Here is a 15,989-nt window from a genome sequence, read left to right as displayed (position 1 = left end):
GTCGCGTGCCGTCCCGGCCCGGTCCGTTCTCGGCGGCGCGATTTCCGGGAGCGATCCCAGAAAACAGGGCCCCTCAGTCGTGCGGACCGACGTCACACATGTGTATTGAAACGTACCATTCGCAGTCGCCCGAAATGTGCTGCGGGAATGGGCACGATGACGCAACGATGACCACGGCATGGCGAAGAAGATGCCTGACCGCCGTTGACGATGGGTCTGAGCTGCCCCTAGCCTCGCGCATCAGCACCGCATTGAAACATTTCAGTGAAGGAGGTGCCGGATGGGGCGAGAACACGCGACTCCGCTGCTGGAGGTGCGCGGTGTCTCCAAGTCGTTCGGCGCCGTGGCGGCGGTCCGCGAGGTGTCGTTCCCGCTGCACGGCGGCGAGGCGCACGCGCTGGTGGGGGAGAACGGCGCGGGCAAGTCGACGATCGTGAAGGTGCTCGCCGGCGTGCACGAGCCCGACTCGGGCGTGCTCCTGCTGGACGGCGAGGAGCTGCGGTTGGCCGGACCCGCCGCCGCGCGGGCCGCCGGCATCGCGGTCATCTACCAGGAGCCGACGCTGTTCCCCGACCTGTCGGTCGCGGAGAACATCTTCATGGGCCGCCAGCCGTCGAGGCGGTTCGGGCGCATCGACCGGCGGGCGATGAGGTCCGAGGCGACGCGGCTGTTCTCCCGGCTCGGCGTGCGCCTGGACCCGGACCGCCCCGCGCGCGGCCTGTCGATCGCCGACCAGCAGCTGGTCGAGATCGCCAAGGCGCTGTCCCTGCGGGCGCGCGTGCTCGTCATGGACGAGCCGACCGCCGCGCTGTCCGGCGTCGAGGTGGAGCGGTTGTTCGCGGTGACGCGGGCGCTGTGCGAGGAGGGCGCCGCGGTCCTGTTCATCTCGCACCGCTTCGACGAGGTGTTCTCGCTGTGCCAACGGCTCACGGTGGTGCGTGACGGCGCGTGGGTGTCCACCGACCCGGTCGCCGACCTGACCGTCGACCAGGTGGTGCGCCGCATGGTCGGGCGCGACGTCTCGACGCTGTTCCCCAAGGAGGACGTCGAGCCCGGCGACGTCGTGCTGGAAGTCGAGGGGTTGACCAAGCGGGGCGTGTTCGCCGACATCGCGTTCTCGGTGCGGGCGGGTGAGATCGTCGCCCTCGCCGGGCTGGTCGGCGCCGGCCGCAGCGAGGTGGCGCGCGCCGTCTTCGGGATCGACCGCTACGACGCGGGCGTGGTGCGGGTGGCGGGTGAGCGGCTGCCCGCCGGCACGCCCGCCGCCGCCGTGGCCGCCGGGCTCGCGCTGGTGCCGGAGGACCGCCGCCGGCAGGGCCTGGTCATGGAGATGTCGGTCGAGCGCAACGCGACGCTCACCCGGTTGAAGCCGTTGGCCCGCTTCGGGCTGCTCGGCGGCGGGCGCGAACGCCGCGCGGCGCGCGAGTGGACGAAGCGGTTGCGGGTCAAGTACGGGCGGCTGGCGGACGCGGTCGGCACCCTGTCCGGTGGCAACCAGCAGAAGGTCGTGCTGGCCAAGTGGTTGGCGACGCGACCGCGGGCGCTGATCGTCGACGAGCCGACGCGCGGCATCGACATCGGCACGAAGGCCGAGGTGCACCGGCTGCTCTCGCGGCTGGCCGCCGACGGGGTCGCGGTGGTCATGGTGTCCTCCGAACTGCCCGAGGTGCTGGGGATGGCCGATCGCGTGCTCGTCCTGCACGAAGGGCGGATCACCGCCGAGCTGGGCCGCGCCGACGCGACGGAGGAAGCGGTCATGTTCGCGGCCACCGGTCAGCGGGGGGTGACCGCGTGAGCGCGCGGCCGACCGCGCCCGCCGCGCCGCCGGAGAGGGCCGACGGGAGCAGGACCCGGTTCGCCCACCGGCTGTGGCTCGCCCGGGAGTTCGGCATCGTCGTGGCGCTCGGGTTGCTCGTGCTCGTCACCGCGGTGGACAACCCCGCGTTCCTGTCACCCCAGAGCCTGCGCGACCTGGCGCTCGGCGCGGCGGTCCTGGTGGTCCTCGCGGTCGGGCAGACGGCGGTGATCATCTCCCGCAACGTCGACCTGTCGGTCGGCGCGGTCCTCGGCCTGGCCGCGTTCGCGACCGGCAAGCTGCTCAGCTCGGCGCCGGGCACGCCGACCGCGGTCGTGGTGCTGGTCGGCACCGGCCTGGGCGCGGTGTGCGGTGCGGTCAACGGCGCGCTGGTGGCCGCGGCGCGGGTGCCCGCGCTGGTGATCACGCTCGGCACGCTCTACGCGTTCCGCGGGGTCGACCACTCCTGGGCACGCGGTCAGCAGGTCAACGCCTCCGACATGCCGCGCTCGTTCCTCGCCCTGGGCACGCGGACCGTGCTCGGCGTGCCCGTGCTCGCCGTCATCGCCCTCGTGGTGACCCTCGTCGTGGGTTTCTACCTGCGGTCCTACCGCAGCGGGCGCGAGCTGTACGCGATCGGCTCGGAACCCGTCGCCGCGCGGCTGTCCGGCATCGCGGTCGGGCGGCGGGTGTTCACCTCGTTCGTCCTCTGCGGCGCCCTGGCCGGCCTCGCCGGTGTGCTCTACGCGGCGCGCTTCGGCACCGTCGACGCCACCGCCGGCACGGGCATCGAGCTCCAGGTGGTCGCGGCGGCCGTGGTCGGCGGCGTGGCGATCTTCGGCGGCAGCGGCAGCGTCCACGGCGCCGCGCTCGGCGCGCTGCTGCTGACCACCATCGGCAGCTCCCTCGCGGTGCTGCGGATCAACCCGTTCTGGCAGCAGGCCGTCGTCGGCGGCCTCATCCTCGCCGCGATCGGACTGGACCGGCTGCTGGCCGTCCGGGCGGCGAACCGCTTGCGAGGGAGGTCGTCCCATGGCGCGTGACGCGGTGGCGGCGGACGTGCCGGAGGCGCCGGCCGAACCGGCCGCGGGCGTGCTGAGGTCCGCGTTGCTCCGGTGGGACACCGCGCTCCTCGTGGTGCTCGCCGCGGTGGTGGTGCTCGCCGGGGTGCTGGTCGAGGGGTTCGCGAGCGGGCGGAACCTCCAGTTCCTCCTGCTGGACGTGATCGCGATCGCGTTGATCGCGCTGCCGCTGACGCTGATCGTCATCACCGGCGAGATCGACCTGTCGGTGGCCAGCACGCTCGGGCTGTGCAGCGCGGTGATGGGGCAGCTGTGGGTGGCGGGCCTGCCGCTGGAGCTGGTGGTGGTGCTCGTCGTCGGCCTCGGCGCGCTGCTCGGCGCGGTGAACGCGGTGTTCGTGACCAAGTTCGCGCTGCCCTCGCTCGCCGTCACCATCGGCACCCTGGCCGCCTACCGGGGCCTGGCGTTCGTGGTGCTCGGCGACCAGGCCGTCGCCGACTTCCCCTTCCGCTGGACCGACGCCGCGAGCAGCACGGTCGCCGACGGCGCCGTGCCGTGGGCCGCCGTGGTCGCGATCGCCCTCGCGGTCGTGTTCGGCGTCGTGCTGCACGCGACCCCGTTCGGCCGGTCCCTCTACGCGATGGGCAACAACGCCGAGGCGGCGGCGTTCGCCGGCATCCGCGTCGCCCGCGCGAAGTCCTGGCTGTTCGTCGCCTCCGGCGCGGTGGCCGGCCTGGCCGGGGTGTACTGGACGCTGCGCTTCGCCAGCGCCCGGGCGGACAACGCCGCGGGCCTGGAACTGGCCGTGGTCGCCGCGGTGCTGCTCGGCGGTGTCTCGATCTTCGGCGGTCGCGGCACGTTGCCCGGGGTGCTGCTGGGCGTGCTGCTGCTCGGCGCCGTGCGCAACGCCCTCCAGCTCGCCGACGTCGCAGCCGACACGCTCAACGTCGTCACCGGCGGACTGCTCATCGCCTCGGTCGTGGTGCCGAACGCGGTCGTCCTGGCCCGCGCCCGGTGGCGACGGCGAGGCCGCGCCGCCTGACCCCGCGCCGCCCGACTCCGCAGACCGCTCGCGACAACGAAGTCACCGCCGAGAGAGGGAGAACCATGTCCACCCAGCCCAAGCGCACCCTGCGACTCGGCCTGATCGCCACCACCGTGGCGGTCGTGCTGGTCAGCGCCGCGTGCGGTGGCACCACCCGTGGTTCCGAGGACGACGCGAACCCCGCGGGCGACCGGGCCACCGGCCAGGCCGACCCGGACGCGCCGCTGGCCGAGGGTCTCGACGTGGCGTTCCTGCCCAAGCAGGTCAACAACCCGTACTTCACCGTGGCCGACGGCGGCGGCAAGAGCGCCACCGAGGAGTTCAAGGGCAGGTACAAGGAGGTCGGCCCGTCCGAGGCCGGCGCCTCCTCCCAGGTCAGCTACATCAACACGTTGTCGCAGCAGCAGACCGACGTGATCGCGACCTCCGCCAACGACCCGAACGCGATCTGCGGCGCGCTCAACAGCGCGCGGCAGGCGGGCGCCAAGGTCGTCACCTTCGACTCCGACACCAAGCCCGAGTGCCGGGACGTGTTCGTCAACCAGGCGACCGCCGAGGGCATCGCGGCGAACCAGGTGGAGCTGATCGCCGCGCAGATCGGCGGCGAGGGCAAGATCGCGATCCTCTCGGCGACGCCGAACGCGACCAACCAGAACGCGTGGATCGAGCTGATGCGCGCGGAGCTGGCGAAGCCCGAGCACAGCAGGATCGAGCTGGTCGCGGTCGCCTACGGCAACGACGAGGACCAGAAGTCGTTCCAGGAGACCCAGGGCCTGCTGCGCTCCTACCCCGACCTGAAGGGCATCGTCTCGCCCACCACGGTCGGCGTCGCGGCGGCGGCGCGCTACCTGTCGGGCTCGGAGCACAAGGGCAAGGTGGCGCTGACCGGCCTCGGCACGCCGAACCAGATGCGCGAGTTCGTCAAGGACGGCACGGTCGAGGTGTTCGCCCTGTGGAACCCCGCCGACCTCGGCTACCTCGCCGCCTACGCCGGCGCCGCGCTCGCGTCCGGCCGGATCACCGGCGCGGAGGGCGAGAAGTTCACGGCGGGCAGGCTCGGCGAGTACACCATCGGCGCGGACGGCGTCATCGTGCTCGGCCCGCCCACCGTGTTCGACCAGGGCAACATCGACCAGTTCGACTTCTGAGCCGGCGGGCGCGCGGACCGGGTGCCCGGTCCGCGCGCCCGCCCCGGGTCAGAGGGTCGGCACGATGGGGGCGATGGTGCCGTCGGCGTTGAACGTCATGCGGTCCACGGTGGTCTCGCGGTTGGTGCCGCTGCCGGCGGGCACGGCGAACCGGTGGTAGGCGACGTGCCAGGTGTCGCTGCCGGGATCCTTCACCACCGAGTGGTGGCCGGGTCCCTTGATGCCCAGCTCCAAGCGCTTCTGCAGCACCACGCCGCGCTTGGTCCACGGTCCGAGCGGGGACGTGCCGGTGGCGTAGGCGACCCGGTAGTCCTCGCTGCGGGTGTCGTTCTCCGACCACATGAAGTAGTAGGTCCCGTTGCGCTTGAACACGAACGAGGCCTCGCGGTAACCGCTGGGGGTGATGTCGCGGACCTTGGCGGGGTCGAACGAGACCATGTCGGCGTTGAGCGGCACGACGTAGGCGGCGCCGTTGCCCCAGTACAGGTAGGACTGCCCGGTGTCGTCGGTGAACGCCATGGGGTCGATGGCCTGCCCGGAGTACGCGCCCGCGCGGATCAGCGGCCTGCCGAGCGCGTCGCGGAACGGCCCGGTGGGGGAGTCCGACACCGCCACGCCGAGGTGCTTGCCCGTGTCGCCGGACGCCGCTCCGCCGCTGAAGTACAGGTAGTAGCGGCCGTTCTTGGCGATCACGGCGGGCGCCCAGGCGGAGTTGTCGGCCCACGACACGTCCGGCCCGTGGTCGAGGATCACGCCGTGGTCGGTCCAGTTCACCAGGTCCGTCGAGGAGAACGCCTTGTAGTACGGGGAAGCCCAGCCCGCGTACCCGTCCGTGGTCGGGTAGAGGTAGTAGCGGCCGTTGAAGTTCGTGATGTGCGGATCGGCGTAGAGCCCGGGGATCACCGGGCCCCTGTTGGTCTTCGGGCTCCACGGCGCGGTGAGGCGGAACGAGCTGTCCGCGCGGAACTGGGCCGTGTCCTGGTAGGTGTCCAGCCACAACTCGTAGGCGCGGTGCCGGATCCTGCGGTCCGGGTGGCTGAACGAGGTCAGCGACACCGACCCGGACGTCGACCCGGCCACCGCGCAGAACGTCGCGTCCTCGCGGAAGCGCGCGTCGCCGGTGTTCGCGTCGAGGCGCACCCGCCAGTCCAGGTGCCGCAGGAACGAGCCGTTCTTGGCCTGGAAGGAGTAGCACGACGGCGAGGCCAGGCCCGAGATCACGGTGAACGTCGCGTCCAGCCTGGTCTGCGCCGTGCTCGCCGACGTCACGGGGTCGACCCGGGCGAGGTAGTCCTGGTGCCGGACGTAGCGGCCGGGGAAGTTCACCGCTTCGAGCGAACGCGCCCCGGTCGGCAGCGCGTCCGCGAACGCCGGCGAGGGCACGGCGACCGTCGCGGCGATGAGACAGGACAGCACCACGCAGGTGCGCGTTCGACGACGCATGGTCGACTCCGAGTTCTGTTCTGCCAGGCGATGGCGTGGAGTGGAGGCCCGGGGCGCGGCGGTCGCTTCGAAGGGCGGGCATGCTTGTGAGCGTTAACATGGCACCGTGACTGGCCATGGGCATCCGGTACGGCGCAGTCGTGGACCCGGGAGGAGCAGGCGAATGTTTGCGCTAACATCAACGCCCGGTCCTAGTGTGTGAGCAAGACCATGTGGGTGTCAAGGGTGTGCGGAGCGTGAACGATCGGGAGGCTTTTGGCGGATGGCGTCCAGAAGCCGTGGGGCGTAAGGTGCCCCGCCGGTCGGGCCCGGGAGCCTCGATCAGTGGTCCCTCGATCAGTGGTCGCGACGCACGATCGCCCGGGCGAGACCGGCCAGCTCCGCCGCCGCGCGCGGTGCGGACGCGACCGAGTCGAGCAGGCGCAACGCCTGGTCCAGGAGCAGTTCGGCCTGCCGCTCACTCCACGCGCGCCCGCCGGCCGCCTCGACCAGGCGCGCCGCGCGGGCCGGGTCGTCGGCCACCGGCCGCCCGTCCCCCTCGTACAGCGCGGCCAGCTCCCGCCCGGCCGGTGTGCCCGAGGTCAGGGCGGCGACCACCGGCAGGGACTTCTTGCGGGCCCGCAGGTCGCCGTGCACCGGCTTGCCGGTCACGGCCTCGTCGCCCCAGATCCCCAGCAGGTCGTCCACGTGCTGGAACGCCACCCCGAGGCGCAGGCCGAAGTCGCGCAGGCCCGCGACCTCGTCCGGCCCGGCGCCGGCGAACACCGCGCCCAGGGCGCAGGCGCAGGCCAGCAGGCCACCGGTCTTGCGCTCCGCCATCGCCACGCACTCGGCCACCCCGATGTCGTGCCTGCCCTCGAACGCGAGGTCGGCGTGCTCGCCGTCGACGAGGTCGAGCACCGCCGCGTTGAGCACGCGCACGCCGGTCAGCGCGGCCGGGTGGCCGCTGGCGGCGAGCACGTCGAAGGCCAGCGCCAGCATCGCGTCCCCGGCGAGGACGGCGGCCGGCACGCCGAAGACGTGCCACGCGGCCGGCCGGTGCCGCCGGGTCCGGTCACCGTCGAGCACGTCGTCGTGCAGCAGCGTGAAGTCGTGCACCAGCTCGACCGCGGCGGCGGCCGGCACGGCGGTGGCCGCCGAGCCGCCGACCGCCTCGGCCGCCAGCTGGACCAGCACCGGGCGGATCGCCTTGCCCCCGCCGGCGTCGGTCGGGTGGCCGTGCTCGTCCCACCACCCCAGGTGGTAGCCGGCGACGTGCCGCACCGAAGCGGGCAGCCCGTCGACGGCGGCGCGCAGGGCCGGCTGCACCATGCCGCGGCTCCACGCCACGACCTCGTGGACCGATCGGGTGGGGGCGGTGGCTTCGGGTGGCACGGGCACCTCCGGGTCGGTCGGGTCGGGGGGAGCCGCCGGGTCAGGCCAGTTGCCGGTCGACCACGTCCGGCGAGAGGACGTGCTGCACGACCATCGCCGCCGCGCCGAGGACGCCGGCGTCGTCACCGGCCTGCGAGGGGACGATCCGGAGGTTCCCGGTGGCCAGCGGCAGGGAGCGCCGGTAGATCGCCTCGCGCACACCGGCCAGCAGCATCTCGCCGGCCAGCGCCACGGTGCCGCCCACGACGATCAGCGACGGGTTGAACATGCTCACGCAGGCGGCGAGGACCTCGCCGATGTTGCGGCCCGCCTGCCGCACGGCCTGGCCGGCTTCGAGGTTGCCCGCCCGGACCAGCGCGACCACGTCGGCGCTCGTGTGCGCCTCGACGCCCTTGGCGCGCAACGCCGCCGCGATGGCGGACCCGCTGGCGACCGCTTCGAGGCAGCCGGTGTTGCCGCAGCGGCACGGCACGTCGCCGGCGTGCGGGGCGAGGATGTGGCCGAGGTCGCCCGCCGCGCCCACCGCGCCGCGGTGCAGCATGCCGTTGCTGATGAACCCGGAACCTATGCCGGTGGCCACCTTGATCACGATGAGGTGCTCGGCCTCCGGGAAGCACTTCGTGTGCTCGCCCAGCGCCATGAGGTTGACCTCGTTGTCGACCAGCACCGGGACCCCGAACTCGGCGCCGATGCGGCCCGGCACGTCGTAGCCGTCCCACCCGGGCATGATCGGCGGGTTGTTCGGCCGGCCGGTGGAGTGCTCGACGGGGCCGGGCAGGCCGATGCCCACCCCCGCCACGCGCATCGAATCCAGGTCGGCGTCCTCCAGCAACGACCGCCAGGCGGCGACCAGCCGGGGCAGCACCACGTCCGGGCCCTCGGCGATGTCCTGCTCGAACCGGCCCTCCGCCAACGGCGTGCCGGCCAGGTCGGTCACCGCGATGGTGGCGTGGGTGGCGCCCACCTCGGCGGCGAGGACGACCCTCGCGCGGGCGTTGAACACGAACCGGCCGGCCGGGCGCCCGCCGGTCGAGGCCTCGCTGCCACCGTCGCTGACGAGTCCGGCGTCCAGCAGCGCGTCCAACCTGGCTCGCACGGTCGACCGGGCCAGGCCCGTCACCGCGGTGAGTTCGGAGCGGGTGCGGGGCACGCCGTCGCGGAGCAGGCGCAGCAGCTCCCCCGGAGACGCGGCGCCGACGGTGGAAACGTCTTCTTTCACACCTCAATTGAACCAGAGCTGACGGTCATACGGCGTCAACCGTCGAAACATGTCCGACTTTTGGTTGACATCCGCCATTAGTCATCTTACGGTTCGCCGCATGACTGTGACCCACCTAACTCCAGCGGCCGACAGCGGTCGTGCCGGGCCCCGGACGCCGCGCGTGGCCGTGGTGGGTGCCGGGTTCATGGGCCGCGTGCACGCCGAGGCGGCGCGCCGGGCGGGTGCCGCGGTGGTCGCCGCGGTCGCGAGCACCCCGGGTGGCGCCGACCACGCCGCGGGGACCGTGGGCGCGGAACGCGGCTACCCCGACCTGGCCTCGCTGCTCGCCGAGGCCGGGGCCGACGTGGTGCACGTGTGCACGCCCAACGTCCGGCACGCGGAGGCGGTGGAGGCCGCGCTGGCCGCGGGCGCGCACGTCGTCTGCGAGAAGCCCCTGGCCGTCGGCGCCGCCCAGGCCGAAGGCCTGGTCGACGCGGCGGTCGCCGCCGGCCGGGTGACCGCGGTGCCGTTCGTCTACCGGTTCCACCCGATGGTGCGCGAGCTGCGGGCCAGGCTGGCGAGCGGTCAGGCGGGCGTGGTGTCCACGGTCAGCGGCGGGTACCTCCAGGACTGGCTGTCCCGGCCGGGCGACGACGACTGGCGGGTGGACCCGGCGGTCGGCGGCCCGTCCCGGGCGTTCGCCGACATCGGCTCGCACTGGTGCGACCTGTTCGAGTTCGTCACCGGCGACCGGATCCACCGGCTGTCCGCCCAGACGGCGACGGTCCAGCCGCGCACCCGGTCGTCGGCCACGCCGACGGAGGACGCGGCGGTCGTCCAGTTCACCACCGGCTCCGGTGTCCTCGGCACGCTGGTGGTCTCGCAGGTCGCGGCCGGCCGGAAGAACCGGCTGCACCTGGAGGTCTCCGGCACCGAGTCGAGCTTCGCGTTCGACCAGGAGGACCCGGAGCGCCTGTGGGTGGGCAGGCGCGAGGGCAACCAGGTGCTGCTCCGCGACCCGGAGACGCTGTCGGCGGCGGCGGCGAAGTACGCGCGCCTGCCCGCCGGGCACGCGCAGGGCTACCAGGACTGCTTCGACGCCTTCGTCGCCGACACCTACCGCGCCGTGCTGGGGGAGGACCAGCCCGACGGCCTGCCGACGTTCGCCGACGGGCTGCGGGCGGCCCGGATCACCGACGCGGTCCTGGCGTCCGCCGCGTCCGCCGGGGCGTGGACTTCCGTCGGCGGAGCTGACGAGCGGACTTCCGTCGGCGGAGCTGACGAGCGGACTCCCGTCGGCGGAGCCGACGATCGGACCGGGGTGGGCAGGTGACCGCCGCCGGCGAGGTCGTGGTCCGGCTCACCGGGATCACCAAGAGCTTCCTCGGGGTGCCGGTGCTGCGCGGCGTCGACCTCGACCTGCGCGCGGGCGAAGTGCACGCGCTCATGGGCGAGAACGGCGCGGGCAAGTCGACGCTGCTCAAGGTGCTCGCGGGCGTGCACCGGCCGGACTCGGGCCAGGTCGAGGTCGACGGCGAGCCGGTCGTGTTCGGCACGCCGCGCGACGCCCAGGCGAGGGGCATCGCGATCATCCACCAGGAGTTCACCCTGCTGGAGCACCGCACCGTCGCGGAGAACGTGTACCTGGGCCGCGAACCGGTCCGCCGGGGCCAGGTGGACCGCCGGAAGATGGAGGCGGACACCAAGGGGCTGCTCGACTGGCTCGGCGAGGAGGGCATCGACCCGGCCGGGCAGGTCAGCCGGCTGTCGGTGGCCCGGAAGCAGGTCGTCGAGATCGTGAAAGCGCTGTCCACCGACGCCAGGGTGCTGGCGATGGACGAGCCGACCGCCGCGCTGGCCGACCACGAGGTGGAGCTGCTCTACGACCTGGTCGGGCGGTTACGCGCGCGGGGGATCGCGATCCTCTACGTCTCGCACCGGATGCGCGAGGTGTTCGACCTCAGCCGGCGGATCACCGTGCTCAAGGACGGCGCGTTCGTCACCACCGCCCCGACCGCCGAGCTGACCTCCGACCAGCTCGTCCGCCACATGGTCGGGCGCTCCCTCGACGCGCTCTACCCCGACCGCGCGACCGCGTCCGACATCGGCGACGTCCGGTTGGCGCTGCGCGGCGCGGGCAACGGCCGGGTCCGCGGCGTGACGTTCGAGCTGCGGTCCGGGGAGGTCGTCGGCATCGCCGGGCTCCAGGGCTCCGGCCGGTCGGCCATCGCGCGGGCGATCTGGGGCGTCGAGCCGTTCACCTCCGGCACGCTCGAAGTCGACGGCGAGCCCCGGCGCGTCACCGACCCGCGCACCGCGGTCCGCCTGGGCCTCGGCTACGTCACCGAGGACCGCAAGGGCGAGGGGCTGGCCCTGCGGCAGTCCATCCGGGACAACGCGCTGCTCGTGCGGCGGGCCGCGCTGCCCGGCGGCGGCGGGCGCAAGCGGTCCGACCTGGCCGCGCTGCTGAAGTCGGTGGCGGTCGTCGCGCGGGGCGAGCACCAGGAGGTCCGCTACCTGTCGGGTGGCAACCAGCAGAAGGTCGTGCTGGCCAAGTGGCTGGCCGTGGGGCCGCGCGTGCTCGTCGTGGACGAGCCGACGCGGGGCATCGACGTCGGCGCGAAGCAGGCCGTGCACCGACTGCTGCGCGACCTGGCGCGCAACGGGGTCGCGGTCCTGATGATCTCGTCGGAGCTGCCGGAGCTGATCGGCATGAGCGACCGGATCCTCGTCGTCCACGAAGGCACGATCGCGGGCGAGCTGCCCGCCGGCGCCAGTGAGGAGGCCGTCATGGGGCTGGCCACCGGGCACGGCATCGGGGAGGTGGCGTGAGCGTCGTGCGGCAGGAGGCCGAGGCCACGCGCGGGGCGGCCCGCACCGCGTCCCGGCGGTTCACCCTCACACCGACCGTCACCGTCTACCTGGCCCTGGCGGCGCTCCTCGTGGTCGGCAGCATCCTGGTCGGCCTGCAAGGCGGCGTGCTGCTCGACCAGGGCGGCATCCTCAACATCCTGACCCGCAGCACCGTGCTCGGGCTGGTCGCGGTCGGGCAGACCATCGTGATCATCTCCGGCTCGCTCGACCTGTCCGTGGCCTACCTGGTCGGGCTGTGCTCGCTGGTGGCGGCCGAGACGATGGCGGGCAGCGACGGGATGATGCTGCCCGGCGTGCTGCTGGCGCTCGCCGTCGCCGCCGTCGTCGGCCTGGTGAACGGCCTGGTCGTCACCGTCCTCAAGGTCAACGCGTTCATCGCGACCCTCGGCGTGGCGCTGATCCTGCGCGGCTACCTGGAGCAGAACTACACCGGACCGGCGGGCAGCGTGCCGCGCGCGTTCCAGCACCTCGGGTTCGACCGCATCGGACCGGTCCCGATCGGCGTGCTGCTCATGCTGCTCGTCGCCGCGCTGGCGTGGTGGTACCTCAAGCGCACGCGGGGCGGCTACCACACCTACGCGGTCGGCGGTGACGTGGACGTGGCGCGGCTGTCCGGCGTCCGCACCGGCCGCACGATCGTCACCGCCCACGTGCTGTGCGCCGTGGCCGCCGGTCTCGCCGGGGTGTTCCTGGCCAGCCGGCTCGGATCGGGCGCGCCGTACGTCGGCACGGACGCCGGGTACGACCTGGAGTCCATCGCGGCCGTCGTGCTCGGCGGCACGGCGCTCGCGGGCGGTCGCGGCGGTGTCGTCGGCACGATCGGCGGCGTCCTCATCCTGGCCACCCTCGACACCGTCTTCGACGACCTCGCGGTCGACCCCTTCTTCAAGGACGTCGTGCGCGGCATCGTCCTCATCGTCGCGGTGGCCCTCTACGCACGCCGCAAGCACTCCAGGAGGTCCGCGTGACCGCGCCGACCACGTGGCGTCCCCGACTGGCGGACGGCACCGCGCCCGTGCTGGCGGTGCTCGCGGTGCTGCTGGTGGCACTGGCCTTCGCCGGACCCGCCTACTCCGAACCCGCCGGGTACCTGGCGCTGCTCAAGCGCGCCGCCCCCCTGGTGCTCCTCGCGATCGGCCAGTACTTCGTGATCGTCTCCGGCGGGTTCGACCTGTCGGTCGGCTCGCTGGTCACCGCCGAGGTCGTCATCGCCGCGCGGTTGATCGAAGGGGACGACGCGAACACCCCGTGGGTGATCGTGCTGCTGCTCGGGTTCGGTCTGCTGGTCGGCCTGGTCAACGGCCTGATCACGACCAAGCTGCTGGTGCCGTCGTTCATCGTGACGCTGGGGATGCTGCTCATCCTCGACGGTGCGGTGTTCCTGTGGACCGGTGGCGCGCCGCGCGGCGCGCTGTCGCCGTCGTTCCGCGTGTTCGGTCGCGGCGGGGTCGACCTGCCGGTCCTGGGCCACCTGCCGTGGTCGGTGGTGATCCTGCTCGCCGTGCTGGTCGCCGCCGTGCTGTTCATGCGCGGCGGCACCGGCCGCACGCTGGTCGCGGTGGGGGACAACGAGAACGCGGTGCGCCTGGCCGGCGGTCGGGTGGACCGGCTGAAGGTGCTGGCGTTCGTCCTGTCGGGGCTGCTCGCGGCGCTGGCCGCGATCCTGCTCGGCGGGTTCGCCGGCGTGTCGGCCCAGGTGGGCGAGGGACTGGAGTTCCGCGCCATCACCGCCGTCGTGCTCGGTGGCGTCCTGCTCGGCGGCGGGCGCGGTTCCGTCGTCGCCGCGGCCGCCGGCGCGCTGACCCTCGAAGCCCTCTTCTCGCTGCTCAACCTGCTCGGCGTCGCCGGCGCGCTGGAGTCCGCCGTCCAAGGCGTGATCATCATCGCCGCCGTCGCCTACGCCGCCCTCGGCGTGAACCCGCGCCTCGCCCTCCGGTCCCGCGCGGGCCCGCCCGAGCCCGCCCGCCGCCAGTCACCGCCGCACAAGGAGAACCGATGAACAGGAAGTGGTCCGTCGTGGCCGTCGCGGGCCTGCTGGCCATGGCCGGCTGCAGCAGCGACCTGCCCGCCGACACCGGCACGCCCGGCACGACGGGCGCGTCCAAGGACGCCGGCGCGAAGTCGGAGTTCTTCGACCAGGCGCTGTACGAGCGCCAGACGAAGTCCCGCTCGACGGCCGCCGAAGGTCCGGCCGACAAGCCGTGGGAGCAGATGATCTCGCCTGAGCTGGTCGACACGGCGAAGTTCGCCAAGCCCGGCGGCGACTACCACCTGTGCTTCTCCAACGCCGCGGTGAACAACCCGTGGCGGCAGGTCGGCTTCACCACCATGAAGGAGGAGGTGAAGCTGCACCCGGAGATCACCAAGTTCACCGTGCTCGACGCGGAGGCCAAGGACGACAAGCAGATCAGCGACATCCAGTCCTTCGCCTCCCAGGGGTGCAGCGCCCTGATCGTCTCGCCGAACACGACGGCGACCCTGACCCCGGCGATCGAGGCGGCGTGCAAGACGAACGTCCCGGTGATCGTGTTCGACCGCGGCGTCAACTCCACCTGCCCCGTCACGTTCATCCACCCGATCGGCGGGTTCGCGTTCGGGGCGGACGGCGCGGAGTTCCTGAAGGAGAAGGTGAAGGCCGGCGGCAAGGTCCTCGCCCTGCGCATCCTGCCGGGCGTGGACGTGCTGGAGCAGCGGTGGGCGGCGGCCAACGAGATCTTCTCCGGCAGCGAGCTGAAGGTCGTCGGCGTCGAGTTCACCGACGGCGACGCGGCCAAGACCAAGAGCATCGTCAACGACTACATCCAGCGCGAGGGCCAGATCGACGGCGTGTGGATGGACGCGGGCGCGACCGCCGTCGCCGCGGTCGAGGCGTTCCAGGACGCGGGTGTCCCGATCCCGGCGTTCGTCGGCGAGGACCAGCAGGACTTCCTGCGGATGTGGGCCGACCAGAAGATGACCGCGGTCGCCCCGACCTACCCGACCTACCAGTGGCGCACCCCCGTCATCGCCGCGTTGCAGGTCCTCAACGGCCGGCAGGTGCCCAAGGAGTGGGTGCTGCCGCAGCCGAAGGTCACCCAGGACACCCTCCAGAGCTTCCTCCGGCAGGACATGCCGCCGCTGCACTACGCCATGTGCGGGTGCGAGTCGATGGCCGGCTACCCGGCGCCCTGGAAGTAGTCCCGTCACCCGCCCGAACGGAGCAGCAGTGCACGCGATCGGTGTGAGCACCTGGGTCTGGACGTCGCCGCTGCGCGACGCGACGCTCGCCGAACTGGCCACCCGCGCGGTCGGCTGGGGGTTCGACGTGCTCGAACTCCCGGTGGAGGAGGTCGGCGACTGGGACCCGGCGCACGCCGCGCGGGTGCTGGCGGACCACGGGCTCGCCGCCACCGTGTGCCTGGTGATGCCGCCGGGCCGGGAGCTGGTGGCGGCGGACCCCGCGACCGTCGCCACCACCCAGGACTACCTCCGGCGGGTCGTGGACATCGCGGTGGAGGTCGGTTCGCCGGTCATCGCCGGCCCGGCCTACGCCTCGGTCGGCCGCACGTGGCGCATGTCGCAGCGGCAGCGGCACGACGCGCTGGCCGAGCTGCGCGACAACCTGGCGCCGGTGGTCGAGCACGCCCGCGCGGCGGGCGTCCGGGTCGCCGTCGAACCGCTCAACCGCTACGAGACCAGCCTGCTCAACACGATCGGGCAGACCCTCGCGGCGCTGGACGGCCTGCCCGCCGACGGGTGCGGCGTCGCGGTCGACGTCTACCACCAGAACATCGAGGAGAAGCACGTCGGCGACGCGATCCGGTCGGCCCGGGGCCGGATCGCGCACGTCCAGGTGTGCGGCAACGACCGCGGCACGCCCGGCGACGACCACCTCGACTGGCCCGACGTCCTCGCCGCGCTCGCCGAGGCCGGCTACACCGGCCCGCTGTGCATCGAGTCGTTCACCGGCGAGAACGCGAGCATCGCGACCGCCGCGTCCGTCTGGCGCCCACTCGCGCGGACCCAGGACGCGCTCGCCGTCGACGGGCTGGCGTTCCTCAGGGAGGTGATCGGCACCGGCTGACCGGCGTCACCCACCACTCACCGG

13 protein-coding genes are annotated in these 15,989 nt (G+C 73.1%); 10 read left to right on the top strand and 3 right to left on the bottom strand.

Annotated elements, in window-relative coordinates:
• Positions 1-280 precede the first annotated feature (280 nt).
• The 4 genes from EDD40_RS05265 (at position 281) to rhaS (ending at position 5,010) form a co-directional block, all read left to right on the top strand.
• Positions 281-1,795, top strand: a complete 1,515-nt coding sequence (locus tag EDD40_RS05265; RefSeq protein ID WP_123741883.1) for a sugar ABC transporter ATP-binding protein — start codon at positions 281-283, stop codon at positions 1,793-1,795.
• Positions 1,792-2,838 (top strand): ABC transporter permease, encoded by a 1,047-nt coding sequence (locus EDD40_RS05260; RefSeq protein ID WP_123741882.1) that lies wholly within the window; start codon positions 1,792-1,794, stop codon positions 2,836-2,838. The genes EDD40_RS05265 and EDD40_RS05260 overlap by 4 nt, the downstream gene beginning before the upstream one ends.
• Positions 2,828-3,859 carry an ABC transporter permease gene (locus EDD40_RS05255; RefSeq protein ID WP_123741881.1) on the top strand — a complete coding sequence of 344 codons (1,032 nt, stop codon included), beginning with the start codon at positions 2,828-2,830 and terminating at the stop codon, positions 3,857-3,859. The genes EDD40_RS05260 and EDD40_RS05255 overlap by 11 nt, the downstream gene beginning before the upstream one ends.
• 65 nt (positions 3,860-3,924) lie before the next feature.
• Complete coding sequence (gene rhaS, locus EDD40_RS05250) at positions 3,925-5,010, top strand: rhamnose ABC transporter substrate-binding protein (protein ID WP_123741880.1); 1,086 nt, start codon at positions 3,925-3,927, stop codon at positions 5,008-5,010.
• Positions 5,011-5,058: 48 nt separating this feature from the next.
• Here rhaS and EDD40_RS05245 read toward each other — a convergent pair whose 3' ends face one another.
• The 3 genes from EDD40_RS05245 to EDD40_RS05235 all read right to left on the bottom strand — a co-directional run bounded on the left by EDD40_RS05245 (position 5,059) and on the right by EDD40_RS05235 (position 9,046).
• Positions 5,059-6,453 carry a family 43 glycosylhydrolase gene (locus tag EDD40_RS05245; protein WP_123741879.1) on the bottom strand — a complete coding sequence of 465 codons (1,395 nt, stop codon included), beginning with the start codon at positions 6,451-6,453 and terminating at the stop codon, positions 5,059-5,061.
• 336 nt (positions 6,454-6,789) lie between these two features.
• The gene (locus EDD40_RS05240; protein WP_281277745.1) at positions 6,790-7,827 is read right to left on the bottom strand and encodes a family 2 encapsulin nanocompartment cargo protein polyprenyl transferase; all 1,038 of its coding nucleotides are present in this window, start codon (positions 7,825-7,827) and stop codon (positions 6,790-6,792) included.
• A 40-nt stretch (positions 7,828-7,867) separates the two neighbouring features.
• Entirely contained in the window at positions 7,868-9,046 is a 1,179-nt protein-coding gene (locus EDD40_RS05235; protein WP_123741878.1) for an ROK family transcriptional regulator, read from the bottom strand.
• A gap of 163 nt (positions 9,047-9,209) precedes the next feature.
• Between EDD40_RS05235 and EDD40_RS05230 the strand changes: the two genes are divergently transcribed.
• The 6 genes from EDD40_RS05230 to EDD40_RS05205 all read left to right on the top strand — a co-directional run bounded on the left by EDD40_RS05230 (position 9,210) and on the right by EDD40_RS05205 (position 15,965).
• On the top strand, positions 9,210-10,361 hold the full coding sequence (locus EDD40_RS05230; RefSeq protein WP_246037425.1) for a Gfo/Idh/MocA family oxidoreductase: 1,152 nt from the start codon (positions 9,210-9,212) through the stop codon (positions 10,359-10,361).
• Positions 10,358-11,860 (top strand): sugar ABC transporter ATP-binding protein, encoded by a 1,503-nt coding sequence (locus EDD40_RS05225; RefSeq protein WP_246037423.1) that lies wholly within the window; start codon positions 10,358-10,360, stop codon positions 11,858-11,860. Before EDD40_RS05230 ends, EDD40_RS05225 begins: the two co-directional genes overlap by 4 nt.
• Before the next feature lie 89 nt (positions 11,861-11,949).
• On the top strand, positions 11,950-12,870 hold the full coding sequence (locus EDD40_RS05220; protein ID WP_236595164.1) for an ABC transporter permease: 921 nt from the start codon (positions 11,950-11,952) through the stop codon (positions 12,868-12,870).
• Positions 12,867-13,901 carry an ABC transporter permease gene (locus EDD40_RS05215; RefSeq protein WP_123741876.1) on the top strand — a complete coding sequence of 345 codons (1,035 nt, stop codon included), beginning with the start codon at positions 12,867-12,869 and terminating at the stop codon, positions 13,899-13,901. The genes EDD40_RS05220 and EDD40_RS05215 overlap by 4 nt, the downstream gene beginning before the upstream one ends.
• Positions 13,898-15,079 carry a substrate-binding domain-containing protein gene (locus EDD40_RS05210; protein WP_123741875.1) on the top strand — a complete coding sequence of 394 codons (1,182 nt, stop codon included), beginning with the start codon at positions 13,898-13,900 and terminating at the stop codon, positions 15,077-15,079. Before EDD40_RS05215 ends, EDD40_RS05210 begins: the two co-directional genes overlap by 4 nt.
• Before the next feature lie 28 nt (positions 15,080-15,107).
• Entirely contained in the window at positions 15,108-15,965 is an 858-nt protein-coding gene (locus EDD40_RS05205) for a sugar phosphate isomerase/epimerase family protein (RefSeq protein ID WP_123741874.1), read from the top strand.
• The last annotated feature ends 24 nt before the right edge of the window (positions 15,966-15,989 follow it).

It is taken from the genome of Saccharothrix texasensis (assembly GCF_003752005.1).
In the GTDB taxonomy this organism is placed as follows: domain Bacteria; phylum Actinomycetota; class Actinomycetes; order Mycobacteriales; family Pseudonocardiaceae; genus Actinosynnema; species Actinosynnema texasense.
Note: the sequence above shows the minus strand (reverse complement) of the source record. Positions and strands in the feature narration are given on the sequence as shown.

What these genes read in the sequence shown, in the direction of transcription:
- EDD40_RS05265 (WP_123741883.1), top strand. Translation starts at nt 281, where the DNA reads ATGGGGCGAGAACACGCGACTCCGCTGCTGGAGGTGCGCGGTGTCTCC.
- rhaS (WP_123741880.1), top strand. Translation starts at nt 3,925, where the DNA reads ATGTCCACCCAGCCCAAGCGCACCCTGCGACTCGGCCTGATCGCCACC.
- EDD40_RS05255 (WP_123741881.1), top strand. Translation starts at nt 2,828, where the DNA reads ATGGCGCGTGACGCGGTGGCGGCGGACGTGCCGGAGGCGCCGGCCGAA.
- EDD40_RS05245 (WP_123741879.1), bottom strand. Translation starts at nt 6,453, where the DNA reads ATGCGTCGTCGAACGCGCACCTGCGTGGTGCTGTCCTGTCTCATCGCC.
- EDD40_RS05210 (WP_123741875.1), top strand. Translation starts at nt 13,898, where the DNA reads ATGAACAGGAAGTGGTCCGTCGTGGCCGTCGCGGGCCTGCTGGCCATG.